Origin of the sequence: Micromonospora sp. NPDC049679 (genome assembly GCF_040659735.1) — a bacterium.
GTDB lineage: Bacteria > Actinomycetota > Actinomycetes > Mycobacteriales > Micromonosporaceae > Micromonospora_I.
On sequence record NZ_JBFANZ010000002.1, the window covers coordinates 122,336 to 148,091 of the forward strand.

The 25,756-nt window shown below is 71.5% G+C and carries 24 protein-coding genes; 8 read left to right on the forward strand and 16 right to left on the reverse strand.

Features of this window, described 5'->3' with window-relative positions:
- Positions 1-131: 131 nt before the first annotated feature.
- Positions 132-1,559, reverse strand: a complete 1,428-nt coding sequence (locus AB0J06_RS02300) for a class II fumarate hydratase (protein WP_357423702.1) — start codon at positions 1,557-1,559, stop codon at positions 132-134.
- A gap of 170 nt (positions 1,560-1,729) precedes the next feature.
- Here AB0J06_RS02300 and AB0J06_RS02305 point away from each other — a divergent pair, with 170 nt between their 5' ends.
- Positions 1,730-2,236, forward strand: coding sequence for a hypothetical protein (locus AB0J06_RS02305; RefSeq protein ID WP_357423704.1), 507 nt, complete (start codon positions 1,730-1,732; stop codon positions 2,234-2,236).
- 78 nt (positions 2,237-2,314) lie between these two features.
- Here the strand turns inward: AB0J06_RS02305 and AB0J06_RS02310 are convergent, their stop codons facing one another.
- Complete coding sequence (locus AB0J06_RS02310) at positions 2,315-2,470, reverse strand: hypothetical protein (RefSeq protein WP_357423706.1); 156 nt, start codon at positions 2,468-2,470, stop codon at positions 2,315-2,317.
- A gap of 153 nt (positions 2,471-2,623) precedes the next feature.
- Here AB0J06_RS02310 and AB0J06_RS02315 point away from each other — a divergent pair, with 153 nt between their 5' ends.
- On the forward strand, positions 2,624-3,130 hold the full coding sequence (locus AB0J06_RS02315) for a hypothetical protein (protein WP_357423708.1): 507 nt from the start codon (positions 2,624-2,626) through the stop codon (positions 3,128-3,130).
- Between the two features lie 98 nt (positions 3,131-3,228).
- Here the strand turns inward: AB0J06_RS02315 and AB0J06_RS02320 are convergent, their stop codons facing one another.
- The 3 genes from AB0J06_RS02320 to AB0J06_RS02330 all read right to left on the reverse strand — a co-directional run bounded on the left by AB0J06_RS02320 (position 3,229) and on the right by AB0J06_RS02330 (position 7,099).
- Positions 3,229-4,896, reverse strand: coding sequence for a fumarate hydratase (locus tag AB0J06_RS02320; RefSeq protein WP_357423710.1), 1,668 nt, complete (start codon positions 4,894-4,896; stop codon positions 3,229-3,231).
- Positions 4,897-4,987: 91 nt separating this feature from the next.
- Complete coding sequence (locus tag AB0J06_RS02325) at positions 4,988-6,481, reverse strand: PQQ-binding-like beta-propeller repeat protein (RefSeq protein WP_357423712.1); 1,494 nt, start codon at positions 6,479-6,481, stop codon at positions 4,988-4,990.
- Positions 6,482-6,523: 42 nt separating this feature from the next.
- Positions 6,524-7,099, reverse strand: coding sequence for an Lrp/AsnC family transcriptional regulator (locus AB0J06_RS02330; protein WP_357423953.1), 576 nt, complete (start codon positions 7,097-7,099; stop codon positions 6,524-6,526).
- A gap of 153 nt (positions 7,100-7,252) precedes the next feature.
- Here AB0J06_RS02330 and hppD point away from each other — a divergent pair, with 153 nt between their 5' ends.
- Genes hppD through hisC form a run of 4 tightly spaced genes read left to right on the forward strand, consistent with a single transcriptional unit; the run spans position 7,253 to position 11,346 of the window.
- Positions 7,253-8,458 (forward strand): 4-hydroxyphenylpyruvate dioxygenase, encoded by a 1,206-nt coding sequence (gene hppD / locus AB0J06_RS02335; RefSeq protein ID WP_357423714.1) that lies wholly within the window; start codon positions 7,253-7,255, stop codon positions 8,456-8,458.
- Between the two features lie 10 nt (positions 8,459-8,468).
- Positions 8,469-9,260 carry an RDD family protein gene (locus AB0J06_RS02340; protein WP_357423716.1) on the forward strand — a complete coding sequence of 264 codons (792 nt, stop codon included), beginning with the start codon at positions 8,469-8,471 and terminating at the stop codon, positions 9,258-9,260.
- Positions 9,261-9,268: 8 nt separating this feature from the next.
- On the forward strand, positions 9,269-10,237 hold the full coding sequence (locus AB0J06_RS02345) for an RDD family protein (protein ID WP_357423955.1): 969 nt from the start codon (positions 9,269-9,271) through the stop codon (positions 10,235-10,237).
- Complete coding sequence (gene hisC, locus AB0J06_RS02350; protein ID WP_357423718.1) at positions 10,234-11,346, forward strand: histidinol-phosphate transaminase; 1,113 nt, start codon at positions 10,234-10,236, stop codon at positions 11,344-11,346. Before AB0J06_RS02345 ends, hisC begins: the two co-directional genes overlap by 4 nt.
- A gap of 108 nt (positions 11,347-11,454) precedes the next feature.
- On the opposite strand, the gene AB0J06_RS02355 is transcribed toward hisC, so the two are convergent.
- The 5 genes from AB0J06_RS02355 to AB0J06_RS02375 form a co-directional block, all read right to left on the reverse strand.
- The gene (locus AB0J06_RS02355; protein ID WP_357423720.1) at positions 11,455-12,762 is read right to left on the reverse strand and encodes a PQQ-binding-like beta-propeller repeat protein; all 1,308 of its coding nucleotides are present in this window, start codon (positions 12,760-12,762) and stop codon (positions 11,455-11,457) included.
- A gap of 54 nt (positions 12,763-12,816) precedes the next feature.
- Entirely contained in the window at positions 12,817-13,317 is a 501-nt protein-coding gene (locus AB0J06_RS02360; protein ID WP_357423722.1) for an SRPBCC family protein, read from the reverse strand.
- Positions 13,318-13,521: 204 nt separating this feature from the next.
- A complete protein-coding gene (locus tag AB0J06_RS02365) occupies positions 13,522-15,951 on the reverse strand; it encodes a fibronectin type III domain-containing protein (RefSeq protein WP_357423724.1) in 2,430 nt (809 codons plus the stop codon).
- A gap of 322 nt (positions 15,952-16,273) precedes the next feature.
- Positions 16,274-17,482 carry a fumarylacetoacetase gene (fahA, locus tag AB0J06_RS02370; RefSeq protein WP_357423726.1) on the reverse strand — a complete coding sequence of 403 codons (1,209 nt, stop codon included), beginning with the start codon at positions 17,480-17,482 and terminating at the stop codon, positions 16,274-16,276.
- A complete protein-coding gene (locus tag AB0J06_RS02375; RefSeq protein ID WP_357423728.1) occupies positions 17,479-18,339 on the reverse strand; it encodes a hypothetical protein in 861 nt (286 codons plus the stop codon). The genes fahA and AB0J06_RS02375 overlap by 4 nt, the downstream gene beginning before the upstream one ends.
- Positions 18,340-18,434: 95 nt before the next feature.
- Between AB0J06_RS02375 and AB0J06_RS02380 the strand changes: the two genes are divergently transcribed.
- A complete protein-coding gene (locus AB0J06_RS02380; RefSeq protein ID WP_357423730.1) occupies positions 18,435-19,610 on the forward strand; it encodes a homogentisate 1,2-dioxygenase domain-containing protein in 1,176 nt (391 codons plus the stop codon).
- Between the two features lie 3 nt (positions 19,611-19,613).
- Here the strand turns inward: AB0J06_RS02380 and AB0J06_RS02385 are convergent, their stop codons facing one another.
- From AB0J06_RS02385 to AB0J06_RS02400, 4 genes are all read right to left on the reverse strand, one after another.
- Entirely contained in the window at positions 19,614-20,648 is a 1,035-nt protein-coding gene (locus AB0J06_RS02385) for a tetratricopeptide repeat protein (protein WP_357423732.1), read from the reverse strand.
- Positions 20,649-20,682: 34 nt separating this feature from the next.
- A complete protein-coding gene (gene ispF, locus AB0J06_RS02390) occupies positions 20,683-21,156 on the reverse strand; it encodes a 2-C-methyl-D-erythritol 2,4-cyclodiphosphate synthase (RefSeq protein ID WP_357423734.1) in 474 nt (157 codons plus the stop codon).
- An 18-nt stretch (positions 21,157-21,174) separates the two neighbouring features.
- A complete protein-coding gene (ispD, locus tag AB0J06_RS02395; protein WP_357423736.1) occupies positions 21,175-21,876 on the reverse strand; it encodes a 2-C-methyl-D-erythritol 4-phosphate cytidylyltransferase in 702 nt (233 codons plus the stop codon).
- Between the two features lie 63 nt (positions 21,877-21,939).
- Complete coding sequence (locus tag AB0J06_RS02400) at positions 21,940-22,425, reverse strand: CarD family transcriptional regulator (RefSeq protein WP_357423738.1); 486 nt, start codon at positions 22,423-22,425, stop codon at positions 21,940-21,942.
- Between the two features lie 326 nt (positions 22,426-22,751).
- Between AB0J06_RS02400 and AB0J06_RS02405 the strand changes: the two genes are divergently transcribed.
- A complete protein-coding gene (locus AB0J06_RS02405; RefSeq protein ID WP_357423740.1) occupies positions 22,752-23,495 on the forward strand; it encodes a hypothetical protein in 744 nt (247 codons plus the stop codon).
- Between the two features lie 29 nt (positions 23,496-23,524).
- Here the strand turns inward: AB0J06_RS02405 and AB0J06_RS02410 are convergent, their stop codons facing one another.
- Entirely contained in the window at positions 23,525-24,586 is a 1,062-nt protein-coding gene (locus tag AB0J06_RS02410; RefSeq protein WP_357423742.1) for a type III polyketide synthase, read from the reverse strand.
- Positions 24,580-25,749 (reverse strand): acyl-CoA dehydrogenase family protein, encoded by a 1,170-nt coding sequence (locus AB0J06_RS02415; protein ID WP_357423745.1) that lies wholly within the window; start codon positions 25,747-25,749, stop codon positions 24,580-24,582. Before AB0J06_RS02415 ends, AB0J06_RS02410 begins: the two co-directional genes overlap by 7 nt.
- Positions 25,750-25,756: the final 7 nt, after the last annotated feature.

Below are 25,756 nucleotides of genomic sequence, written 5' to 3' on the forward strand. Positions count from 1 at the left end.
TGTGGCGCCGTTCCGCAGAGCCCGCAAGATCGCGGTGCTTCGGGGATGTGGTGGCTTCGCGCCACGAGGAAGGCACTACATCGGGGCAGTAGCGCGATCCTCAGGGAAATAGCGCGATCTTCATGGCGTGATCACTCCACGCTCGCGGGCGTCTCCGGCACGGGCCGGGTCATCCGCAGCACGTCGAGCGCCTCGTCGAGTTGCTGCTCGGTAAGGCGGCCGGCCTCCACATGCCCGCGCTCGACGACGACCGCCCGGATCGCCTTCCCCTCGGCAAGGGCCTGCTTGGCGATCGAGGCCACTTCGTCGTATCCGAGGAAGCGGTTGAGCGGAGTGGCGATCGAGGGCGAGCCCTCGGCGTACTCCCGGCACATGTCCTCGTCCGCGACGAGGCCCGCCACGCAGCGGTCGGCGAGCAACCGGCTGACGGCGGCCAGCAGCCGGATCGATTCGAGCAGGTTGCGGCCCATCACCGGGAGCATCACGTTGAGTTCGAAGTCGCCCTGCGAGCCGGCGAACCCGACCGTCGCGTCGTTGCCGATCACCTGCGCGCAGACCTGTCGCACCGACTCGCAGACCACCGGGTTCACCTTGCCGGGCATGATCGACGAGCCGGGCTGCAGGTCGGGCAGGAGCAGCTCGCGCAGCCCTGCGCGGGGCCCGGAGCCCATCCACCGGATGTCGTTGGCGATCTTGTAGAGCCCCACCGCGATCGTGCGGAGCTGGCCCGACGCCTCGACGAGGGCGTCCCGCGCGCCCTGCGCCTCGAAGTGGTTGCGCGCCTCGGTCAGCGGCAGCCCGGTCACCTCGCGGAGCCGGCCGATGACGGCGGCGGCGAACCCGGCCGGCGTGTTGATGCCGGTGCCGACCGCGGTGCCGCCGAGCGGCAACTCGGCCAGCCGGGGCAGCGACGACTCCAGCCGATCCACCCCGTAGCGGACCTGCGCGGCGTAGCCGGAGAACTCCTGACCAAGGGTGACCGGGGTGGCGTCCATCAGGTGCGTGCGCCCGGACTTGACCACGGACGCGAACTCCTCCGCCTTCGCGGTCAGCGACTCGTCGAGGTGACGCAGCGCCGGCACCAGGTCGTGCAGCACCGCGTACGTGGCGGCGAGGTGGATCGAGGACGGGAAGACGTCATTGCTCGACTGCGACGCGTTGACGTGGTCGTTCGGGTGCACCGGCTGGCCCAGCTCACGGGCGGCCAGGGTGGCGATGACCTCGTTGGTGTTCATGTTGGACGACGTGCCGGAGCCGGTCTGGAAGACGTCGACGGGAAACTGGTCGTCGTAGCCGCCGCTCGCCACGTGCGCGGCCGCCGTCGCGATCGCCTCGGCCACGCCGGACGGTATGACGCCGAGATCCGCGTTGACCTGCGCCGCCGCCCCCTTGATCTGGGCCAGCGCCCGGATGTGCGCCGGCTCCAGGCCGCGCCCGGAGACCGGGAAGTTCTGCACCGCACGCTGCGTCTGGGCTCCCCACAGCGCGTCGACGGGGACCTCGACCTCGCCCATCGTGTCGCGCTCGATCCGGAAGCCGGGCACCTGGTTCGTCGTCACGCGTCCATCCTGCCCGGAACCGCGTTCGTCTACTCATCAATCCGTCGGACGTGGTCCGGCCGGACGCGGTCACAACACAGGAAAGAATCCTCAGAGGATTTTAGAAAAACGCGGCTGAGCACCGATGATGTCTGATCAACATACGTCCGGAACCAGAACGGAAACTCTCGATGCGACGTACCCCTGCCGTCCTCACCCTGGCCGTCGCGCTCGCCGTCGCCGCCGGTTGCGGCAGCACCAAAACCCCCGTCCCGGCCCCGGCCGCGACCTCCGCGTCCCCGAGCCCTTCACCGACCCCGTCCGCCGACTACACCGCGGACACGAAGAAGATCTGCGACGAGTTCGGCACGCTCGTCGACACGGAGATGAAGAGGTTCGGCGAAGCGGCCGTCAAGATGATGCTCTACAACAACGTCGGCAACGCCACGCAGGCGGCGAAGGCGAAGACCAACGTGCAGAACGTGCTGCGGAAGTTCGCGGGCAACATCCGGACAACCACAGCGAAGGCGCAGAATCCCGCACTGCGGGAGGCGGGCGAGGAAGCCGCCACGAACGTCGAAACGACCGCGGCCGACGGCAAGGTCTTGGACAAGCTGAAGACCCCGGACGACTTGGACAAGGTGTTGAAGCCGGAGTTCACGTCGTGGATCGTGCCGCTCGGGGTGCTCTGCGGCTGAGCCGCCGACCCGTATGGGCGATCATGAGCTTCGCCGCACCGAGCCGCGCCCCGCGCGGCGAAGCTCACCACATGGAGGTCAGCCGCGACCGATCGTCAGCACCGGCTTGGTGACCTCGGCGAAAAATCGTTGCCCTTGTCGTCGACCACCACGCTGCGTCTGGGCTCCCCACAGCGCGTCGACGGGGACCTCGACCTCGCCCATCGTGTCGCGTTCGGCCCGGTAGTCGCTCATCCCCTCATACTGCCGCGTGCCACCGCGACCGCCAGCGCAGTAGCGGTCGCGCCACGTCGGGAGAACGCGGCCGTGTCCGTGCCACAGCAAACGTTCAGGCTTCCCGTAGACTCCGCCGGCCGATCTGATCACTTCGCAGAACAGGAACCACTGATGCGTCGAACCCTCGCTGTCCTCACGCTGGCCGGTGCGCTCGCCGTCGCCGGCGGCTGCGGCACGAAGTCCGAGCCGAAGGCCGCCCCCGCGGCCACCTCCGCCGCCCCGTCGCCCACGCCGTCCGAGGACTACACCGCGGACACGAAGGAGGTCTGCGGCAAGATCGACACCCTGCTCGACAAGGACATCGTGCCGTTCGCCGAGGCGCTCGCCAAGACGGTGGTCTACCGGGAGGCCGGCAACACCGCGCAGGCCAAGAAGGCGAAGGCCACCGGGCAGGCCGAGCTGAAGAAGCTGGCCGCGAAGATCCGGACGGCCACGGCCGCCGCGAAGGACCCGAAGGTGCAGGAGGGGGGCGAGGAGGCGGCCACGAACGTCGAGGCGAGCGCGACCAGCGGCAAGATCTTCGACACGATGAAGGCCAAGGACCTCGAGGACGAGAGCAAGACCCTCGAGAACGAGATGACCGCGTGGTTCGTGCCGCTCGGGGTGCACTGCGGCTGACGCACCGCCCACCCGCTCGCGCTGATCAAGGGGTCCCCCGCACCGCCTCCGGCGTGTCGCGCTGCGGGCCCCTTGATCACGCAGAGGGGCGGGAGCGGTCAGCCGCGGCCGATGGTGAGAACCGGCTTGGTGACCTCGGCGAAGAAATCGTTGCCCTTGTCGTCGACCACGATGAAGGCCGGGAAGTCCTCGACCTCGATCTTCCACACCGCCTCCATACCCAGCTCCGGGTATTCGAGGACCTCGACGTGCTTGATGCAGTCCTGGGCCAGCCGCGCGGCGGGGCCACCGATCGAGCCGAGGTAGAACCCGCCGTTCTCCTGGCACGACCGGGTCACCTGGCTCGACCGGTTGCCCTTGGCGAGCATCACCTGCGAACCCCCGGCGGCCTGGAACTTCGCCACGTACGCGTCCATCCGCCCCGCCGTCGTCGGCCCGAACGAGCCGGAGGCGTAGCCCTCGGGCGTCTTCGCCGGGCCGGCGTAGTAGACCGCGTGGTCGCGCAGGTACTGGGGCATCGGCTCGCCCGCGTCGAGCCGCTCGGCGATCCTGGCGTGCGCGATGTCCCGGGCGACCACCAGTGGACCGGTCAGCGACAGCCGCGTCTTGACGGGGTATTTCGAGAGCTCGGCGCGGATCTCATCCATCGGCCGGTTGAGGTCGACGCGGACCACGTCGGCGCCGGCGTCGAGCTGGGCGTCGGTCACGTCGGGCAGGAAGCGGGCCGGGTCGGTCTCCAGGCGCTCCAACCACACCCCCGACGGGGTGATCTTGGCGACCGCCTGGCGGTCGGCCGAGCAGGAGACGGCGATCGCCACCGGGCAGGAGGCGCCGTGCCGGGGCAGCCGGATCACCCGCACGTCGTGACAGAAGTAGCGACCACCGAACTGCGCGCCGATGCCGAACTGACGGGTCAGCTCCAGGACCTCGGCCTCGAGCTCCACGTCGCGGAAGCCGTGGGCGAGCATCGACCCGGACGTCGGCATGGTGTCGAGGTACTTCGCCGAGGCGAGCTTCGCGGTCTTCAGCGCGTGCTCGCCGGAGGTGCCGCCGATGACGACCGCCAGGTGGTAGGGCGGGCAGGCGGCGGTGCCGATCAGCCGCAGCTTCTCCTCCAGGAACTGCATCATCCGCGTCGGGTTCAGCAGCGCCTTGGTCTCCTGGTAGAGGTAGGACTTGTTGGCCGAGCCGCCGCCCTTGGCCATGAAGAGGAACTTGTAGGCGTCGGGGTGGCCGCCCGGATCCTCCGCGTAAAGCTCGATCTGGGCCGGCAGGTTGGTCCCGGTGTTCCGCTCTTCCCACATCGTGATCGGGGCGAGCTGCGAGTAGCGCAGGTTGAGCTTGGTGTACGCCTCGTAGACGCCGTGCGCGATCGCCGACTCGTCGGAGCCGTCGGTCAGCACGTGCCGCCCACGCTTGCCCATCACGATCGCCGTTCCGGTGTCCTGGCACATCGGCAGGACACCGCCGGCCGCGATGTTCGCGTTGCGGAGCAGGTCGAGCGCGACGAACCGGTCGTTCGGCGAAGCCGCGGGGTCCTCGATGATCGAGCGGAGCTGCGCCAGGTGCGCCGGACGGAGGTAGTGCGCGATGTCGTGCATCGCCTCGGCGGTCAGCGCGGTCAGCACCGCCGGCTCGACGGTGAGGAACCGCCGCCCGCCCGGGCCGTGCACCACATCGACGCCCTCGTCGGTGACCAGGCGATAGTCGGTCTGGTCGTCGCCCAGGGGAAGCAACGGGGAGTACGAGAACGCGGTACTGCTCATGAGCGGCAAGCCTAGGGCAGCCCGCTGCGGTTGGCGTAGCGGCGTGGCGACTGGTGGGACTGGCCACTGCCCCGGCGTGTCGCGCTCCAGCTCAGCGCTCCGGCGCACCGTTCCGCGTCGGGCAGCTCGGCTCCTTCGGTCCGTCGCAGGGCTGGCCGTCCGGCCCCGCATCGTCGGGTCCCGGCCCGCCGTCGCCCGGCGCCGGCCCGGTGTCGCCGGGAACCGGCGCGGTGCCGTCGGGACCGGGGCGCGGGATGCCGGGCTGCTCCGGGACGGCACCGAAGCGCACATATCCGATCTCGCGCCCCTCGCCGATCACCATGCCGCCCGGCCCGAGCGCGAGCACCTTGGCCGACGAGTTCAGCCTGATCAGCTCGCGCCCGGTGCGCGGGTCGAGGGCGATGATCCGGTCGGGCTTGCGCTCCACGACCACCGCGGCGTAGCGGGCGAGCGCCGCGTTGGCGTCCGGCTGGACCGGGCGGTTCCAACGCTGTGCCCGCACGCCCAACTCGTACCCCTTGAGCGACCCGCCGTCCGCCCCGCGGGCGAGGGCGTACCGGTCGTCGACCGCCAGCAGCGGCTCCCCCTCCGCGCCGGTCCAGAGCGTCCGCCCGTCGTACGCGTCGATGACCAACTCCCGCCGCTCGGGCGAGACGCCCACGATCACGTTCTGACTGCCCGCCGGGTTCTCCCGTTGCACGCAGCCCGCCCCGTTCGCCGTACGCAGGTTGACCCCGGCCTTGCGCCAGACCCGCTGCCCGTTCGCCGGGTCGTGCGCCTCGACCGTGAAGTAACAGGTGCCGTCCTCGCTGGTGGCGACAGTCCGCAATACCCGCCCCCCGACCACGCTGATCCGTTGGTGCTGGTCCGGCTGCAACTCCTGCACGGTTCGGCCGAGGGCGGTATCGACCACGTGGACCCGTCCGTCGATCGGGAACCCCAGCAGCGGCGGCATCAACTCCGGACCGCCGGCGTGGACCGCGACCTGGCGGGTGGTCAGCGGCCGGGCACCGAGCAGTTCCGGGTTGTCGGCGAAGAGCACGAATCCGATGCCGGGTAACGGGGTGGTCCACAACGGCTTGGTGCCGCGCGGGGCCCAGGCGCTGAGCAGACAGTCGCGCGGCCCGGCGCAGCGCACGTCGAGCAGCGCGTTCCGGTACGTCCAGACGGCGACCGCCTGGTCGTCCCGCCGGCGCACCGCGCCGCTGGACGGATCCAGCACCTCGTAGCCCTTGACCAGAAGGTGCCCGATCGCGACGACCGCACTGTCGCCGCCGCCCGCGACGGCGGCCCAGTCGACCTTCTTCCGCCACAGCTGCACGCCGGATGCGAGGCTGCGCGCCTCGACCGCGAGCCGCTCCTCCACGACAACCGCCGTGTCGGTGATCGTCACCGTTTTCGGCGTGCCGCCGATGCGCTGCTGCCACACCACGTCGGGCTCCGACAGCGGCTGGTTGCGCCCGACCCAGTCCCAGACGGTCGGAAAGGGGTTCCACACGTTGGTGGCCGCGAGCACGATGATGACCGTCGCCACGAAGGCGACTAAGCACTTCACACACGGCCCGCCGGTGGTCCCCTTCGCCACCCGGCCACGGTAGCGACGGAGGGGTACGGAAATAGACCTTGCCTAATCGGCGTTATTTGCCCGTGTCGATCTGGTTTGGTCCACTTGCCGGCGGTTCACATCTTCCGGGCTCCGTGCCCGGCCAGGGCGTGTCTCGACCGGCCCACCGGCCGCGGAGCGCACCAGCGGCAGCACCCGGTACGGGATCTGCTCGGCCAACGCGATGATCGTCGAGGCGCGGACGATCCCCTCGTACGAGACGATCTGGTCGATCACCCGCTGCAGATCGGTGTTCGACCGGGCGACGATCCGGCAGAGCAGGTCACCGGAGCCGGTGATGGTGTGCGCCTCGAGCACCTCCGGAATGTCCGACAGGTGCGCCGCCACCGCGTCGTGGCCGTACCGCTGACTGATCTCGAGGGTGACGAAGGAGGTCACCCCGAAGCCGATCGCGGCAGGCTCGACCTCGGGACCGAAGCCACGGATCACGCCGCGGGCGAGCAACTTGTCCAGCCGGGCCTGCACCGTGCCGCGGGCCACCCGCAGCCGGCGCGAGCACTCCAGCACGCCGATCCGCGGCTCGACCGCCAGCAGGGCGATCAGCTCAGCATCCAGGTCATCGAGCTGGACATCCTGCATAGCGGTCACAGCAATTGACCCTACCAACTGCGCAACCTGACCAGCGTTCAAGCAGACAGTTGCCCAGGTCACCCCGGTACCGCGATCCTCGCCGCAGAGCCAGTCCGCACGGGTGTCACCAGCGCCCGGCCACCCTGAGAGGGAGTGACCGCGATGACCCACGCCATCGACCGACCGCAGACCACTGAGGACGTCGACGTCGACGAGTTGATCGGTGCGGTCGCCCACGACATCACCGCCGACCCGTTCCCGGTGAAGGGCCTCGACCATGTCCGGTTCCTGGTCGGCAACGCGAAGCAGGCGGCCCACTACTACTCGACCGCGTTCGGAATGACCTGTGTGGCCTACCGCGGGCCGGAGCAGGGCTACCGCGACCACGCCGAGTACGTGCTGACCAGCGGCTCCGCCCGATTCGTACTCACCGGGGCCGTGCACCGCGAGGCGGCCGCGGCGGCGCACGTCGCCGCGCACAGCGACGGGGTGTCCGACATCGCGCTGGAAGTGCCCGACGTCGACGCGGCGTACGCGCACGCCCTCGCCGAGGGCGCGACCGGCGTCACCGCCCCGCACGACCTCACCGACGAGCACGGCACCGTCCGGTTCGCCTCGATCGCCGCGTACGGCGACACGCTCCACTCGCTGGTTGACCGCTCCCGCTACAGCGGTCCCTTCCTGCCGGGCTTCACGGCGCGTAAGCCCATCGTCGACCGGCAACCTATGGTCGACGCCGGCGTGCAGCCCAAGCGTTTCTTCCAGGCCGTCGACCACGTGGTCGGCAACGTCGAGCTGGGCAAGATGGACGAGTGGGTGGAGTTCTACCGCCGCGTCATGGGCTTCACCAACATGGCCGAGTTCGTCGGCGACGACATCGCCACCGACTACTCCGCGCTGATGAGCAAAGTGGTCGCCAGCGGCACCCGCAAGGTGAAATTCCCGCTCAACGAGCCGGCGGTCGCCCGTAAGAAGTCGCAGATCGACGAATACCTGGAGTTCTACGGAGGCCCCGGCGCCCAGCACATCGCGGTGGCCACGAACGACATCCTCGCCAGCGTCGACGCGATGCGGGCGGCCGGCGTCGAGTTCCTGGACACGCCCGACTCGTACTACGACGACCCGGAGCTGCGGGAGCGGATCGGCGAGGTGCGCGCGCCGATAGAGGAGCTCAAGGCCCGCAAGATCCTCGTCGATCGGGACGAGGACGGTTACCTGCTCCAGATCTTCACCAAGCCCGTGCAGGACCGGCCGACCGTCTTCTTCGAACTGATCGAACGTCACGGGTCGCTCGGCTTCGGCAAGGGCAACTTCAAGGCGCTGTTCCAGGCGATCGAGCGGGAACAGGAGCTTCGCGGGAACCTGTAACACTGTTCCGGTGATCCAGGAGCCTTCCGACGCGACGACGTCGCCCCCCGCGCCGCCCCCGCCAGCGTCGTCGGGGACCGGTACGCCACCGGGGTACGGGCCCACGCCCGTCCCCGGTGGCGTCACGCAGCCGCCGAGCCACCCCGCCACGCCGCCCCCGCAGTGGAACCCGGCCGGCTATCCGTCACCCCCGGGATACGGCGCACCGTCGGGCTACGGTCCGCCGCCCGGATACGGGCCGCCGGTGCGGTACGGCGCCCCCGGATATCCGCCGCTGCCGGCGCCGCTCAGTCCGGCGGGACAGCCGCTCGCGACATTCCTGGACCGGTTTCTGGCGCACCTCATCGACAGCGTCGTTCTGATGGGCGTCGCCATGGTGCTCATGGTGCCCGCGATGATCATCTTCTTCACCGCGATCGCGCCGGACATGTTCGTCGTGAACCCGGACGGCACGGTGCCGGAGCCGGACTTCATGAGCTTCTTCCTGCCGCTCCTGCTGCTGGAGTTCGCCCTGATCGTCGTCATGTTGATCCTGACGTACATCTACTACGTGGAGATGATGTTCCGCAGCGGCCAGACGCTGGGCAAGAAGGTGATGAAGCTGCGGGTCGTCCCGCTCGCCCCCGACGCGGCCCTCGACCGCGCATCCGCGGCCAAGCGCTTCCTCGTGCAGTACGTGGCGGCGACGTTCGTGCCGGGGTTCAGCTACCTGGACGGGCTGTGGCAGTTGTGGGACAAGCCCTACCAGCAGTGCCTGCACGACAAGTTCGCCCGCACGGTTGTCGTTAAGGTTCCAGCGTGAGTTCTGTGATGCCGGGGTGGTACAAGGACCCCGCCGAGCCGACCAGCCAGCGCTACTGGGACGGCGGGGGATGGGTCGGCGCGGCGCTGCCGGCCGACGTGACGCCGCCGGAGGGTCCGCCGCCGGCCGAGCCGGCGCCGGAACCCGCGCCGGCGCCGATGGACCAGCACCCGCAGGTCCCACCGCCTGCCGCCCCACCCTGGGCGGCCGGCCCACCGGTTCCGCCCAACATGACCCACCCGCCGACCCCGGTCGCGCATCCGGTTCCGGGAGGGCAACCGTTCCCGCCCGCGCCGGGCCCGCCGCCGCCGGGCTGGCCCTACCCGCCCCCGTACGGCTATGTCATCGCCCCGCCGCCGCGCCCGCACGGGCTAGCCCTGGCCCCGCTCGGCGCCCGACTGGCCGCCCGGCTGATCGACATCGGGCTGGTCCTGCTGCTCAATGTCGTCGTGAACGGCTGGTTCGTCTGGCAGTACGTGCAGGAGATGTCGCCGTTCATCGGCGAATTGTGGCGCCGGACGCTCGCCGGTGACAGTTCGCGCGAGGGGCTGCCCATGCCGGGCGAGCGCGCGGACAGCCTGCAGATCGTGATCGTCCTGCTCGCGGCGGCGCTCTGGTTCGCCTACGAGGTGCCGGCGACGGCCAACACGGGGCAGACTCTGGGCAAGCGAATCATGCGTCTGAAGGTGACCCGGCTGGATCGGGACGGACCGCTCGGCTTCGGCCGCTCGTTCCGGCGCTGGAACACCCTCGGCCTCCCGACCCTGCTCTGGGTCTGCTGCGTCGGGTTCGTGATGCAACTTGTCGACTGCGCCTATGTCCTGTTCGATCGACCGCTCTACCAGGCGCTGCACGACAAGACGGCGCAGACGGTAGTGGTGCGACTCCCCCGGGCGCGCCCCGCTACCGCGGCGACCACCGGGATCTCCGACGCCGACACCGAGGACCGCTCCGACACCCCTGGAGGCTCAGCATGACCCGGTCGTCCGACCCCGAGCAGCGTCCCCGGCGACTCGGGCTGACCCGCGCCGATCTGGACGCGCTCCCCAACTACGTGCCCGGTCGCAGCCCCGCCGACCTCGCCCGCGAGCTCGGGCTGACCGAGGCGATCAAGCTGGCGAGCAACGAGGTGCCGTACGGACCGTTGCCCGGGGTCGTGGAGGCGGTCGCTCAGGCGGTGGCGGGCGTGCACCGCTACCCGGACATGGGAGTGGTGGCGCTGCGCGCGACGCTCGCCGCCCGTTACGGCGTGGCGGCCGACCGCATCGCCACCGGGTGCGGGTCGGTGGCGCTCGCCGAGCACCTGGCCCGGGCCACCTGCCTGCCCGGCGACGAGATCCTCTACTCGTGGCGCTCCTTCGAGGCGTACCCGATCATCGCGGCGACCACCGGCGCGACCAGCGTCCGGGTGCCCAACACGGCCGACCACGGTCACGACCTGGCCGCGATGGCGGCGGCGGTGACCGACCGGACGCGCATGATCCTCGTCTGCAACCCGAACAACCCGACCGGCACCAGCCTGCGCCGTCCCGAACTCGACCGCTTCCTCGCCGCGGTCCCCGACGACGTGCTGGTCGTCCTCGACGAGGCCTACCGCGAGTTCGTCACCGACCCGGACGTCCCGGACGGGCTGGAGGCCTACGCGGACCGTCCCAACGTGGTGGTGCTGCGGACGCTCTCCAAGGCCTGGGGCCTGGCCGGCCTGCGGATCGGCTTCCTCGTCGCGCACCCCGAGGTCGCGGCCGCCGTGCGCAAGGTGGTGACCCCGTTCTCCACGAGCCTGGCGGCTCAGGCGGGGGCGCTGGCCGCGCTCGCGCAGGAGGAGGAGGTACGCCGTCGCTGCGCCCTCGTCGTCGCGGAGCGGGAGCGGGTGACCGAGGCGCTGCGCAAGCTGCTGCCGGACGTGCCAGAGAGCCAGGCCAACTTCGTGTGGTTGCCGCTGGGCGACCGGGCGGCGGCGTTCAGCGCGGCCTGCGAGGCGCGCGGGGTGATCGTCCGCCCGTTCCAGGGCGACGGCGTGCGGGTCACGATCGGGACCGCCGAGGAGAACGACGCGTTCCTGTCGGTCGCCGAAACCGCCCTCTGAACGGATGCTCCCCGTCGACGAGGCAGGGTCCTTGATCGGCGGGGAGCCGGGTGCCCGGGGAGGCGGGGAGCCGGGGGAGCGTCCTCCGGCGCGGCCGGCGGTGCCTCGTCAGGTCGCCCCGAAGATGATCGTTTCGGCGCTGCGGTAGTACTCGGCGTCCTTCGCTGTCGGGTCCACCGGCTCGGTGAGGCGTTCCACCGCGATGAAGCCGTCGCTGGCGTAGACGAAGCCGGGCGCCCAGTTGGTCTTCTCCTGCCCGGTGCGCAGCACGAACTGCGATCGCTGCGCCCCGGTCGCGGGGTCAATGGTGATCAGGTCGCGGCCCGGCGTGAGCAGATGCACCCGGCCGGGCTGGGCAGCGATCAGTCGGGTCGGCTCCGCGCCGACCGGGGTGTCGGCCGCCGCCGGGAGCGACTGACGCCACAGCTCCGCCCCGGTCCGGGCCGACCGGCCGGTCAGCTCCGCACCGTCCGGGCTGAGCCGCACGGCCGCGTCCCCGACCAGCCACGTTTCCGGCTCGTCGAGCGCGGTCGCGGCGAGCGGCGCGGCGCCGTCCAGCAGCCAGCCGCGGGTGGCGCCGCCGCTGGTCGTACGAGCCGCCGGGCAGGCCGACCGGGCGACGGCGCAGCCCACCGGCTGCACGCCGAGCTCCGGGTCGGTCCCGTCCGGGCGCCAGTCGCGCAGCACCCGACCCGTCGTCACCTCCCGGAACCGCAGTGTCCGCGGCGACGCGCACGGGTCCAGCGTGACGTACTCCCCGGCGCGTGTGGTGAAGCCCTCCGGCGGGCACGTCCCGTCGGCGCGCCACAACTCGCCGCCGGTGCGCAGGTCGAACCCGCGCGCCCCGCGATCGCCCTCGACCACGGCGACCGCTCGCCCGTCGCGCGCGACCGCCGTGTGCAGGCCCGGCGCGGCGTAGACGGTGAGCGCGCCGGTGCGGCGGCCGGCGTACGTCCCGGATTGTGGGGGTGGGCCGGCGGTCCGCCAGGTGGGGCGGCCCGTCCGCGCGTCCAGCGCGACCAACCGACCGTCCGACCACCGGGTCAGCACTGTGGAGCCGTCGGCCACCACGCCCACGAGCTGCTGCGGCCAGCGCCGGTAGGACCAGTACGGGGTGACCTGCGCCTTGGCGTTCACCGGACCGTCCGCGCGGACCTGGCGGGCGGCGGCGTACAGCCGGAGCCGGCCGTCGACGATCAGGGGGGCGACCGACAACCGGGCGACCACCCCAGGCCCGACGGTCGGTGGCGGCGGATAGTCGGCCCGTGCGGGCGTGACGACCTCGGTCGGAGCCAGGACGCGGTACGCGATGGCGACGGTGACCGCGAGGGCGACGGCTAACGCCGCCGCGATCGCCGCGGTCCGGGGCCAGCGTCGTACGCCGCCCCGCTCCGCCGTGACCTCGGCGTCCCCCATGCCCGCACCTCCGCGGGCACCCTATCGACCGCGCCCGGATCCGATGCCGGCAGGTCAGGCGGCCGCAGCGGGGTCGCCGTCGGTCCGCGCGGGGCGGGTGACGGCGAGAGCCAGGTCGGCCAGGTCGCGGCGGAGCGCGCCTTCGACGGTGCGGGCGGCGAGACCGCCGAGCACCAGTGCCAGAAACCGGCCGCCCGCGCCGTTGGGCGCTCCGTCCTGCACGATCTCGACGGCGGTGCCACCGCGACGGCGGCCGACGTCGACCGGGGTGAGGGTGTACGTCATGCGGTAGTCGGCGCCATCCCCGCGCGAGGTGACCACGAAGCGGTGGGGCGCGGCGCAGTCGTCGACGTGGAACTCCTCGGTTACGCGGGTGCCGTCCGGCATCGTCCGGGACTCGCACCAGATGGTCCCGGGGCCGAACCGACCGGGGGTCAGCACCCGCACGTCGTCCACAGTGGAAAGCCAGGTGACCCGGTCGGTCAGGTCGGTCATGACCCGCCAGATGCGCTCGGCGGGCGCATCGAGTATGCGTGTCACCGTCACCGTCGACATGGCGCCTCCCTGCGTCAACAGTACGGGGACGCGCCGGGAACCTGTAGCCGTTTCGCGACCGTGTGCTGCGCGGGTAGGCGAACTGAACCCACCCGGCACTGTCACACCGGCGTTCACTGCTTGTCGCGTTGGCCTGCGCCGCCACCCGCTGACACCCGCGCCGCGTCCCCGCGTCGGCGGCCCCGGACCGGTCACGCTCCCGTGTCACACCTCCCGGCGGCGCATGTGCTTGCGCTTGCGCGCGGCGATATACAGCGCGGCGCCGACGAGGATGAGTGCGACGCCCGCCCCGAGGTAGCCGATGGTGTCGGAGCCGGTGCGGGCCAGCCCACCCGAGGAGGCGGCCACGGTGATCCTGAGATGGCGGCTGATGGGGGTGCCGTCGGGTGCGGTACCCACGGCCACGACGTTGTGCGATCCGGTGACGCCAGCCGGCAGGGAGGCGTTCAGCGTCGCGACGCCGGCCTCGTCGGCGACGGCCGTACCCAGGAACACGGGCTTGGAGTGCAGGTAGAACTCGACGATGCTGCCGGTCCGGTACCCGCGCGCGGTGAGCGTGATCGTGCCGCCCTGCACCGGTTCGGTGTCGTCGACGGTCAGCGTGGTCGTGGTCGACGTGGCGGTGGGCGTGACCGCGACGCTGGCCGCGCTGGCCGGCGAGTCACCGGCGCTGGAATGCGCGACGACCGTGAAGGTGTACGCCGTGCCGTTGGACAGCCGACCGACCGTGCAGGTGGTGGCCGGCGCCGTCGCGTTGCAGGTCAACCCCCCGGGCGCGCTGGTCACCGTGTACCCCGTGATCGTCGAACCGTTGCTCGCCGGCACGGTCCAGTCCACCTTCACCGAGCGGTCCCCGGCGCGGACACCGGGCGTGGCGGGCGCCGTCGGCGTGGTCGACGTGGCGGTGGGCGTGACCGCGACGCTGGCCGCGCTGGCCGGCGAGTCACCGGCGCTGGAATGCGCGACGACCGTGAAGGTGTACGCCGTGCCGTTGGACAGCCGACCGACCGTGCAGGTGGTGGCCGGCGCCGTCGCGTTGCAGGTCAACCCCCCGGGCGCGCTGGTCACCGTGTACCCCGTGATCGTCGAACCGTTGCTCGCCGGCACGGTCCAGTCCACCTTCACCGAGCGGTCCCCGGCGCGGACACCGGGCGCGGACGGCGCTGCGGGGCGGCCGGCGGCGTTGGCCCAGGTCACGGTCGCGGTCACGGTCTCGGTGCCGACGGCGACGCGCACGGTGTCCGTGCCGGTTTGGGCACCGGTGTAGCAGACGCGCGCCGTACCATCCGAAGCCGTGATCGCATTGCCGGTCGCACCGTTGTTGGCCCCGGTGGCCGTGATGTCGACCCGAACCCCAGCGACCGGGGCGTTCCCGGCGTCGGTGACGGTGGCGGTCAGGCAGGCGTTCTTCCCGACGGTACCGGTGACGCTCGCCGGGTTGACGGTCACACGCGCGACCGAGGCGACCGGGGACAGGCCGGCCCCGCCCGGGTAGGCGTAGGAGTTGTAGTCGTTGGCGCCGTAGGCGAACGCCCCGAACGGCGCGCTGGCGCGCAGGTTGTGCGTGCCGAGCCCGACGCTGAGTTGGGCGGAGGAGAAGCCGGTGCTGCCGATCGCAGCGAACGAGCCGGCCGGGACGGGCTCGCCGTCCAGAGTCAGGCTGCCGATCGCGCTGGTCGGGATCGCGACGTTGACCGCGTTGAAGGCGAACCCGCTGCCCGGCGTGGCCAGCGTGTACGAGTCGAGGTACTGCTGATACGGGGGTACCAGCATCGAGGACGGGTCACCCGTCACTGTGCTGCCGGAAGGGCCGTACGCATTGTTCGTCATGTACTGCGCGACGAGCGCAGGCTTGCTCGTGGTGATCAACGCGCCGGTGTTGCCGCCGCTGGCCATCAGCGTGCCCTCGTAGAACTCACCGGCCGCGAGCGTGGCGACCACCGAACCGTCAACCTTCACCTCGGTACCGTCCTGATCCGCGAGCACCCTCACCGGGTCGCCGCCCGACGCCTTCGCGTAACGCACCAGGAGGAACGACGTACCCCACGACTTCGTCGGCGTCATCGCTTCGACAATGTGATCGCAGGCGCCGACGCCGATATTTCCACAGCCGACCCCGGCGTAAACGGCGACCGGCTTGTCCGAGGCGACCAGCGCGCCCGTGACGTCGGCCTCCGCCCCGGCCGTCGTGGTCGACGCGACCGTGTAAACCTGACCGGCGTTAAGGGAAACGGTGTAGGGGGTTCCCGCGGGACGGCCGCCGATCGCGTTCTTCGGCGTCACCGTCACGGTGGTGCCGTCCCCGGTCGCCAGCACGGTCAGCCGGCTCGGGTATCCCGGCTGCGTTGTCTTGTGGGCCAGCGCCCGGTACCGGGTGCCCAGCGTCGTGGTCGGAAGCGCCACGTAGGCGTCCGAGGTGCCGTTCATGAAGTTCAAGCCGTACACCGTGATCGGCAGTCCCGCGGTGATATGGATACCCACGTTCGCGGTGCCCTCGAGCGGCATGGTGGCCACCGACGTCGGAACGGGGACCGCCGCCACCTCACCCGCCGTGACGGAGAACGCGCTCGTGGTCGAATCCGGCCAGCGCACCGTACCGCTGGTGTCCGCCGCCCCCGTCAGGAACAGCGTCAAGGTGCTCGACAGGTTCGGTGGAAAAGCGACCCAGAAATCGGTCCCGGCGGTCGACGGGCTGGCCGCTGGAACGGCCGTCGCCGGACCGGTACCCATGACCGCCCCCGCCCCCGCCGCGATCGCCACGGCCAGTAAAGCCGTACGTACCCTAAGTCGCACAAGAACTCCTGTAAGAAGGTCAAAATCCCCCAAAGAGCGACCTTCAGGGCCTTATGCAGGATAGGGGCGGACGGCGGTAGAACCGGCGATCCATTAGGTTCGCGTCGGCGACCGCACGTTGATCTGATCTTGGCTATTCAGCCGATGCGCATGTCGGTTCTGCTCAGCCGACGGCGCGGGCCGGCAGTACAGTGCCGGTCACCTCGCCCAGCCCGATCGTCGTGCCGTCCGGGCCGGGCGCCGTCGCGCTGATCGTCACGGTGTCGCCGTCTTCGAGGAAGGTCCGGGTGCTGCCGTCGGCGAGCGTCATCGGCTCCCGCCCACCCCAGGTGAGCTCGAGGAACGACCCGGTCTGATCGCGCTCGGGACCGGACACGGTGCCGGAGGCGAAGAGATCGCCGGACCGCAGCGACGCGCCGTTCACGGTCAGGTGCGCGAGCTGCTGCGCGGGGGTCCAGTACATGGTCGAAAACGGCGGCCGGCTCACGACGCCGCCGTTCCATTCGACCTCGATGCGCAGGTCGAGACCGTGGTGCGGCTCGTCGCGCAGGTAATCGAGGACCGGCGGGTCCTGCGGCGGTGCCGGCACCCAGGCGTGCGCGAGCGCGTCGAGCGAGACCACCCACGCCGAGACCGAGGTGGCGAAGGATTTGCCGAGGAACGGCCCGAGCGGCTGGTACTCCCACGCCTGGATGTCCCGCGCCGACCAGTCGTTGACCAGCACCACCCCGAAGACGTGCTCGGCGAAGCGCTCCACCGGCACCCGGTCACCCAGCCCGGTCGGCACGCCCACCACGAACCCCACCTCGGCCTCGATGTCGAGGCGCGCCGAGGGGCCGTAGACCGGCCCGTCGGAGGTGGGGCGCTGCCCGCAGGGGCGGATCACCGGCGTGCCGGAGGAAACCACGGTGCCCGCCCGGCCGTGATAGCCGATCGGCAGGTGACGCCAGTTGGGGAGCAGCGCGGGCTGGCCCGGCCGGAAGATCTGCCCGACGTTGCTCGCGTGGTGCTCGGACGAGTAGAAGTCGACGTAGTCGGCGACCGCGAACGGCAGGGTCAGCTCGACGTCGGCGAGCGGGATCAACAGGGGCTCGACCGCGGCCCGGTGCTCCGGCATCGTGAGCAGATCGACGATCCGCTGCCGCACCGCGGCCCACTGCGGACGGCCCAGGGCGAGGAAATCGTTGAGAACCGGCTGGCGCAGTACACCGCCGGCCAGGATCAGGTCCGCGGCCTCCGCGCCGTCGAGGTCGAGCACGAAATCCCCGATGCGTACGCCGAGCCGCGGCGCCCGCCCGTCGTGGCGGAATGCCCCGTACGGCAGATTGTGCACGCCGTACGGCGAGCCCGTCGCTCCATCGACCCATGTCATTCCGCGAAGCCCCCGTTGATCAGTCCGAGTCGGATCAGGTCGGTCAGCGGCTCGCTGATGCTGCACGAGCCAAAGCCGACCCAGAGTGGACGTTGCGTGGCGCGTCGCGCGCGGGCTCCCTCGACCAGCGGCAGCGCGTCGGTAAGTGCGAGCAACTCGGCGATCTCCGCCACCTCCGCGCCGTCCACGGCGGCCGCCGTGGCGACGAGCACGTTGAGGAGACCGTGATGCGCGAACCCGGTCTCCGGGTCGGTGTCGCGTACCGCGTGGTGCAGGCCCGCGGTGAGCTTGAAGGGCAGTTCCCGGTCCCGGCACGCACAGATCACCGCGGCGAGTTCGACCGGGGTGGGGAAGAGTTCCGCGGCGAGGCCGCCGGTGCGGAACTTCGCCGCGATCGGCGCGCCCCGCGAGCGCTCGCCGGCCAGCGTGTCCAGCGCGTCCAGCAACCCCCAGGTCAGGGGGACCTCGGCGTAAACGTCGACGCCGTCGAGGTGCGGGCGCAGCGCGACGAGTTCGGCGAGTCCGGGCTGTGGATCCTCGCCGCGCTTGGCGACCGCGACCTCGACCTGCCGGATCCGGACCCGCGGGTCGAGGCCGTCGCGCAGGGCGGAGAGCCGCCCGATCGCGGACGGGTCGCCGATCACGCCGACCTCGATCCGCTCATCCTCGGCGAGCAGCGCCGGCACGTCGGCCAGGGCCGATGTGGGCACGAGTAGCGGACCGACCAGTTCGGCGTACCAGGCGGCGCGGTGCTCCCGGTGCGCGGTCACGGCGGCGGGGAGCGTCGCACTGCCGGGCGGGAAGACCGCAGCGTCGTCGACGAGTCCGGCGAAGAGCCGGGGCACCTGCGTTGACACGAACACAGAACTTAGTGGACGCTACAAGAAACGGACAATAGCGTCCGATTATCGGACGCTATCGGCCGGTGAACGCGACATTACGGAGGGTCGACATGCCCTACTACCGCAGCGTCGGCGAGCTGCCCCGTAAGCGGCACACCCAGTTCCGACAGCCGGACGGCACCCTCTACGCCGAGGAGCTGATGGGCCAGGAGGGCTTCTCCTCCGACTCCTCGCTCCTCTACCACCGCCACCTGCCGACCGCGATCGTGGCCGCCGAGGAGTTCAACCCACCGGCGTGGTCGCGCGTGCCGAACCGCCCACTCAAGCCCCGGCACCTGCGCACCCACAAGCTCGACGGGGTCGGAGCCGATCCCGTGCTCGGGCGCCAGCATCTGCTCGCCAACGACGACGTCCGCGTCTCGTACGTCGTCGCGGACCGCCCCTCCCCGCTGTACCGCAACGCCATCGGCGACGAATGCCTCTACGTCGAGTCCGGGGCCGCCAGGATCGAGTCCCCCTTCGGGGCGCTCGACGTCGCCGCCGGCGATTACGTGATCATCCCGACCTCGGTCATCCACCGGATCGTCCCCGTCGGGCCCGGGCCGCTCCGCCTGCTGACCATCGAGGCGACCGGCCACATCGGCCCGCCCAAGCGTTATCTGTCGGTGCGCGGGCAGTTCCTCGAGCACGCGCCCTACTGCGAACGCGACGTACGCGGACCGGACCAGCCGCTGCTCGTCGACGGCGAGGACGTCGAGGTCTACGTGCAGCACCGGCGCGGCTGGACCCGCTACGTCTACGCCAACCACCCGTTCGACGTGGTCGGCTGGGACGGCCACCTCTACCCGTGGGCCTTCTCGATCCACGACTTCGAGCCGATCACCGGACGAATCCATCAGCCCCCGCCGGTGCACCAGACCTTCCAGGGTCCCAACTTCGTCATCTGCTCGTTCGTCCCGCGCAAGGTCGACTATCACCCCCTGGCCATCCCCGTGCCGTACAACCACCACAACGTGGACTCGGACGAGATGCTCTTCTACACCGGCGGCAACTACGAGGCGCGGCGCGGCTCCGGCATCGAGCAGGGGTCCATCTCGCTGCACCCGGCGGGCTTCACCCACGGACCGCAGCCGGGCGCCGCCGAGCGCGCGATCGGCGCGGACTACTTCGACGAGCTCGCGGTCATGGTCGACACGTTCCGGCCGCTCGATCTGTGCGAACCCGCGCTCTCCTGCGAGGACAGCGGATACGCCTGGACATGGGCGCGGCGGGGTCCGTCCGCCTAGCCGTCACTCCTGCGGCAGGACCTGCCGCCACACCACGAACTCCGCCGCCGCGCCGACCGCGATCGCCAGCACCAGCGGCCAGGGCGTGCCGAGGAGCGCGTACAACAGGAGCAGGCAGGGCGCCGCGGCGACCGCGTAGATCGCCAGCGCGAGCGGACGGTCGGCGCGCAGCAGACCCGGCAGTATCGCGGTGACCGACCCGGGCACCCGGCCGGCGAGCACCCCGGCGGTGACGAAGCCACCGACCGCCAGCAGCACCGCCCACACCCGCGACATCGGTCCGTTGCCGGCGGCCACGAACGCGACCACCACGGCTGCGACCATGCCGTACCCGGCGCCGTAGAGGACGAGGCGACGCAGAGCGGTGCCGGCCGTACGGGGGTCGTCGATCCGGGTCGGCCGCACCACGACGGCGTCGGCGATGTCCTCCAACGCCTCGGCGTAGCGGCGCTGCTCCAACCGGACCACGCCGATGTCGTGCCGCGCGTCGGCGAGCCGTGGGTCTAGCCGCAGGGCCTCCCGGTAGGCCCGCTCGGCCAGGTCGAAGAGCTCCAGCCGCGCTGCCACCAGGCTCAGCACCAGATGCGCCTCCGGCTCCTCCGGCGCCAACTCCACGCCGCGCCACGCCGCGTTGAGCGACTGTTGCCCGTTGCGCGCCTCGGCGAGGATCGCCGCCGCGCTCCGCTGGGCGTAGGCGTCTTCGGGCGCCCGGGCCAGCACGTCGTCGGCCACGCGCGCCGCTTCGGTGAACCGGCGCAGGTCGGTGAGGGCGAGCCCACGCGCGACGAGCGCGGGGATGACGGTGGGCGCGGCGGAGACCGCCGCGTCGGCCGCCGCCAGCGCGTCGTCCGGCCGCCGCGCCGCGAGGTGCACGCGGGCCAGCATGGTCAACGTCACCGGATCGCCGGGTCCGAGCGCAACGGCGAAGCCGAGCTCATCCGCCGCCTCGCCATAGCGGCCGAGATCGGCGAGGAGTCGCGCCCGCTGGAGGTAGCCCTCCGCGGCGGCGTCCTGGTCGGAGGCGGGGTCGCTGGACACGCGGCCGAGCCTAGCCGCCCGGCGCCCATCCGGGTCAGCGCGGATAGACCATTGCCACCGCGAGGCCGGCCAGCCCTTCACCGCGGCCGGTGAGACCCAGGCCGTCGGTGGTGGTCCCGGAGACGGTGACTGGCGCGGCGATCGACTCGGAGAGCACCCGCTGCGCCTCGTCGCGACGCGGTCCGATCTTCGGACGCACGCCGATGACCTGGATGGAGACGTTGCCGATCTCGAAGCCCGCGGCACGTACCCGGCGCGCGGTCTCGGCGAGCAACGTCACCCCGGCCGCCCCGGCCCACTCGGGCTCAGCCACGCCGTAATTGGCGCCCAGGTCGCCCAGGCCGGCGGCGGACAGCAGCGCGTCGCAGGCCGCGTGGGCGGCGACGTCACCGTCGGAGTGCCCGGCCAGGCCGTCCACCCCCGGCCACCGCAGACCCGCCACCCAGCACACCCGGCCGGCTTCGAATGCGTGTACGTCGGTGCCGACGCCGACCCGCGGAATGATCACGCGGGAAGCGTACGCCGATCAGTGCGGCGCGGAGGTCGCGAGCAGATGCTCGGCCAGCACCAGGTCAAAGGGCCGGGTGATCTTCATTGCGCGTTCGGAGCCGGCCACCGTGGTCACACGTACCCCGTGTTTCTCGACGAGCCCCGCGTCATCGGTCAGCGCGTCGCCCGCGGCGGCGTGCGCGGCGGCGAGGACGTCGCGCCGGAAGCCCTGCGGCGTCTGGACCGCCCGCAGGGCGGACCGGTCGACGGTGCCGAGCACGACACCGTCGGCGGAGACCTCCTTGACGGTGTCGACGACCGGGAGCACCGGAATGACCGCGTCGGCTCCGGCCCGCACGGCCGAGGCCACCGACTCGACCAGCGACGGCGGCGCCAGTGCCCGCGCCGCATCATGGACCAGGATGATCTCCGGGCCGGGCGGCACCGCCCGCAGCGCGGCGGCGACGGACTCCTGCCGGGTGGCGCCCCCCGGTACGACGATGACCGGGGCGACGGCGGCGAGCAACTCCCGCACGGCATCGAGCTCGGCCGCCGGGGCGGCGATGACGATGGTCCTTACGGACGACGCGGCGGCCACCCGGCGTACGGCGTGCACCAGCAGCGGCTCACCACCGAGGAGGCGCAGCGCCTTGGGCGCGCCGGGACCCAGCCGGACGCCGGCGCCGGCAGCCGGAACGAGGACCGCGACGTCACCGCGCGGATTGAGATGCGCGGTCACGTCGCGGTCCTCGACTTCGCAGCTTGCGCTGAAAATGGCAACGAACGACTGGCTCAGACAGCCTTACGCTTCGCTCAGCACCTTGTCGAGGAGGTTCTCCGCCTCGTCCTTGGTGCTCTTCTCGGCGAGCGCGACCTCGCCGACGAGAATGTCCCGCGCCTTCGCGAGCATCCGCTTCTCACCCGCAGACAGACCGCGCTCCCGCTCCCGGCGCCACAGATCGCGCACGACCTCGGCCACCTTCAGCGGGTTGCCGGACGCCAGCTTCTCCAGATTCGCCTTGTACCGCCGCGACCAGTTGGTCGGCTCCTCGGTGTGCGGGGCCCGGAGGACGTCGAAGACCTTGCCCAGGCCCTCTTCGCCGACCACTTCGCGCACGCCGACGATCTCGGCGTTCTCGGCGGGCACCCGCACCGTCAGGTCACCCTGGGCGACCCTGAGAACGAGGTACAGCTTCTCCTCGCCCTTGACGACCCGAGTCTCGATTGCCTCGATGAGTGCGGCCCCGTGGTGGGGGTAAACAACGGTCTCGCCGACACTGAAAACCATAGGTTCGAAACCCCTTTCGCTGTGTCTAGGGTAACACGCTCAGGCACCGATGTCCTACTTCGGTGCTGACCATTAGCCCAGCTCAGAGGCCTTGTGAGAGGTCTTTCTCCGGCTTGACAAGCGGCCGATCCGATGATTTCGACACGCTCCGTGATCTTTGGATCACCAGCCTGCAAGCATCGTCGTAAATATCGGATGTAGGGCGTTTCGGTGCTTCAAGCATATCTCTCTCCGCACGCGACCGACCAGCACTGGCGGTACATGCCCCGATACGGGACCCTGGGCAGAGGCCCCGATCAATCTTCAGGTGACGGCAGGGGGCGGCCATGGCCAGACCGGGCAACACCGAAGGATGGCCGGACGACCTGCCCGAACTGCCCCCGGGTTGGGGCCCCGTCGTGATCCCGGACGATCCCGCCGAACTCGCCGCGGAAGCCGTCCTGGTCCGCGCCGAGCTGCGCCGCGAAGCCCTGCTCCACGACCACGGACAACCGGTCGGCGCGCGTGCGTCCGCTCCCGCACCGGACGCTCCCGAGCCGATGTCGCTGCGCCTATCCCTGCTCATCATGGCCATCACCGTGCTCACGACATTGGCCAGTCTGTTCGCCGTCACCTGGTCCGGGCCACAACGTCGCCTCGTCGGACAGACCGGACCGCCCGGCGGCAGCCCGACCATTCGCTCCCTGCCCGCGCTGGAGGTCGTCGACGCGAACGGGGTCACCGTCCCGCTCCGCGGGCTGCTGCCTGCGGTGATCATGCTGACCGACCGCTGCTCCTGCCCGGAGCAGATCGCGGCGACCGCCGCAGCGGCGCCTACCGGAGTCACGGTCGTGACAGTGACCATCGCCACCTCGCCGAGCCCGGCCGTCGGCACGGGGCCGTCCGGTGCGCCCGTACGGGCGCTCGCCGACCCCACCGGCGAACTGCGCGCCTCCGTCAAGGTCACGGCGTCGCGCGGAACACCCACCGTGCTGCTGGTCGACGCCGCCGCCGACATCGTGCGGTTGGTACCGGCGAGCAGCACAGCGGAGGAGTACCGCGCCGACCTCGCGCTCCTTGCCGGCCGGTGAGGACGGGCAGTCGGCCACGAGCCGGCAGGTCATGCCGGTGGCACGTACTCCAGCAGCGCCGCGTAGAGCGTCAGACCCGGACCGAAGGCGAGCATGACGGTCCATCGTGGTGGACTCGGCGCACGCCGCAGCCGGTCCAGGATCAGCAGCACGGTCGGCGACGAGCAGTTGCCGTGATCGGCAAGGGTCGCCCGGGACGCCGCCAGGGCCTGCGGGGGCAGACCGAGATGCTGCTCGACGACCGTGAGGATCCGGGGACCGCCGGGATGCACCGCCCAGCCGTCCACGTCGGCCACCCCCAGCCCGTGCCGCTCGAGCAGCCGGTCGACGAGCCCACGTACGTGCAGCGAGAGCACCTGGGGCACCCGTGGTGACAGTCCCATCCGGAACCCGAGGTCCGTCACATCCCAGGTCATGTGGTCCGCGGTGGACGTGTCCGTCACGGCGGCCACCTCGCGCACCGCGTACCCGGACCCCGCGTGCGGAGCGACCACGACGGCGGCCGCGGCGTCCGAGAAGAGCGCGTGGGCGACGATCTGCTGGGTGTCCACCCTGATCGCCGAGGGCTGCAGATGCAGGCTGGTCAGCTCCGCGCAGAGCAGCAACGCCGGGCGCCCCCGCGCGGCGACGAAGTCGGTCACCGCGCCCAGGCCGGGCAGGGCGGCGTAGCAGCCCATGTGCCCGACGAAGAGCCGCTGTGTATCGGCCCCCATGCCCATGTCCCGGGCGAGCAGGATGTCGAGGCCGGGGGTGACGTATCCGGTGCACGAACAGACCGCGAACAGCCCGAGGTCGCGGGCGGCCAGTCCGCTCGCGGTCAACGCCCGGTCGACCGCCTCCTTACCGAGCGGCAACGCTTCGACGAGGTAGCGACGCATGCGCCGCTCCGTCGGCCAGTCCCCGACGTCCTCCAGCAGCGGACTGACCGCTGCCTGCCGCCGGGTCACCCCGGAGTTGGCGAAGATGCGCTCAGCGAGTGCCCGCGTCGTTCCCGCGTAGCGGTCGGCGAAGAAGCCCCGCCACAGTTCGTCCTGGGTGGTCGAGGGGGGTAGCGCGACACCCAGCCCCGCGATGACCGGCACGCTCACCATCGGGGCGCCGATCCGTCGCGGTCCGGGTCCCCGCCGAGCGTGGCCACGCCGAGCCAGTCCGCGCAGACGTCGGAGGTGGGCGGATGCAGCGACCCGCAGCGCGCGTCCCGGTAGAGCCGCTCCAGCGGATGTCCCCGCCGCGTCGCCGACGTCCCCGCCGCCTCGAGCATCGACGCCGCGACCTCGGCCGCGGTCGTGCCCGCCAGCAGCTTCGCCCGCCACACCCAACGGTTGGTCTCCGTCTCGCCCGGCGCCTCGTCGACCCGGCGCGCCGCCTCGGCGACCGCCAGGCCGGCCGCCGCGACGCAGGCCTCGGCCCGGCCGATCCGCGACCGGATCGCCGACAGCCCCGCCAGCCGCCGGGCGTTGACATGCTCGACCGCCGCGTCGACCGCCGCCTGCGCCACCCCGACGTAGACCGCGGCGTAGCTCGCCACCATCCAGTGCGGCATCAGTTGCGCGACCACCAGGGCCAGGCCCTCCACCCCGCCCAGCAGGGTGTCGGACGGCACCGTGACGTCCACATGCAGATCGTGCGACGAGGTGGCCCGCATGCCGAGGGAGTCCCAGGTCGGCTCGACGTGCAAACCGTCGAGCGTCGCCGGAACGAGGAACTGCGACACCACCGACTGGTCGGCGCCGCTGCGGGCGGCGACCAGGTACGCGTCGGCCTGCCCGGCGCCCGAACAGAAGCTCTTCGCCCCCTTGATGTGATAGCCGCCGTCGACCGGTTCGTAGACGGTGGCGAGCTGGGAGAGGCGCGAGCCGGCGCCACGCTCGCTCATCGCCACCGCGTACCAGGCACCGGCCGCCGCCTGCGCCAACAGCCGGTCCCGCGCGGCGAGCGCCTCGTCCGGCACCCCCAACGCCTCGGCCAACTCCTCGGTCACCGCGCCGAGCGCCCCGGTCACCGACGCGTGCATGTTGAACACCAGCGCCGTCGCCCCGTTACCCCGCGCCAGCTCGTAGGCGACCGCCGCGTACTCGGCGAACCCCGCCCCCGAGCCGCCGAGCCGGGCCGGCACCATCAGCCCGAACAGTCCCGCGTCCCGCAGCTCCGCGAAGTCCTCGACCGGAAACCCGCCCGTCCGGTCGTACTCTCCGGCCCGCGCCGCCAGCCGCGGCGCCAGCCGGCGCGCCACCCCCACCGCATCCACCGTCATGACTTCC

Coding starts and splice junctions, on each gene's coding strand:
- AB0J06_RS02305 (WP_357423704.1), top strand. CDS start 1,730: ATGCGACGTACCCCTGCCGTCCTCACCCTGGCCGTCGCGCTCGCCGTC.
- AB0J06_RS02310 (WP_357423706.1), bottom strand. CDS start 2,470: ATGAGCGACTACCGGGCCGAACGCGACACGATGGGCGAGGTCGAGGTC.
- AB0J06_RS02315 (WP_357423708.1), top strand. CDS start 2,624: ATGCGTCGAACCCTCGCTGTCCTCACGCTGGCCGGTGCGCTCGCCGTC.
- AB0J06_RS02320 (WP_357423710.1), bottom strand. CDS start 4,896: ATGAGCAGTACCGCGTTCTCGTACTCCCCGTTGCTTCCCCTGGGCGAC.
- AB0J06_RS02330 (WP_357423953.1), bottom strand. CDS start 7,099: ATGCAGGATGTCCAGCTCGATGACCTGGATGCTGAGCTGATCGCCCTG.
- hppD (WP_357423714.1), top strand. CDS start 7,253: ATGACCCACGCCATCGACCGACCGCAGACCACTGAGGACGTCGACGTC.
- AB0J06_RS02345 (WP_357423955.1), top strand. CDS start 9,269: ATGCCGGGGTGGTACAAGGACCCCGCCGAGCCGACCAGCCAGCGCTAC.
- hisC (WP_357423718.1), top strand. CDS start 10,234: ATGACCCGGTCGTCCGACCCCGAGCAGCGTCCCCGGCGACTCGGGCTG.
- AB0J06_RS02355 (WP_357423720.1), bottom strand. CDS start 12,762: ATGGGGGACGCCGAGGTCACGGCGGAGCGGGGCGGCGTACGACGCTGG.
- AB0J06_RS02360 (WP_357423722.1), bottom strand. CDS start 13,317: ATGTCGACGGTGACGGTGACACGCATACTCGATGCGCCCGCCGAGCGC.
- fahA (WP_357423726.1), bottom strand. CDS start 17,482: ATGACATGGGTCGATGGAGCGACGGGCTCGCCGTACGGCGTGCACAAT.
- AB0J06_RS02380 (WP_357423730.1), top strand. CDS start 18,435: ATGCCCTACTACCGCAGCGTCGGCGAGCTGCCCCGTAAGCGGCACACC.
- AB0J06_RS02400 (WP_357423738.1), bottom strand. CDS start 22,425: ATGGTTTTCAGTGTCGGCGAGACCGTTGTTTACCCCCACCACGGGGCC.
- AB0J06_RS02405 (WP_357423740.1), top strand. CDS start 22,752: ATGGCCAGACCGGGCAACACCGAAGGATGGCCGGACGACCTGCCCGAA.
- AB0J06_RS02410 (WP_357423742.1), bottom strand. CDS start 24,586: ATGGTGAGCGTGCCGGTCATCGCGGGGCTGGGTGTCGCGCTACCCCCC.
- AB0J06_RS02415 (WP_357423745.1), bottom strand. CDS start 25,749: ATGACGGTGGATGCGGTGGGGGTGGCGCGCCGGCTGGCGCCGCGGCTG.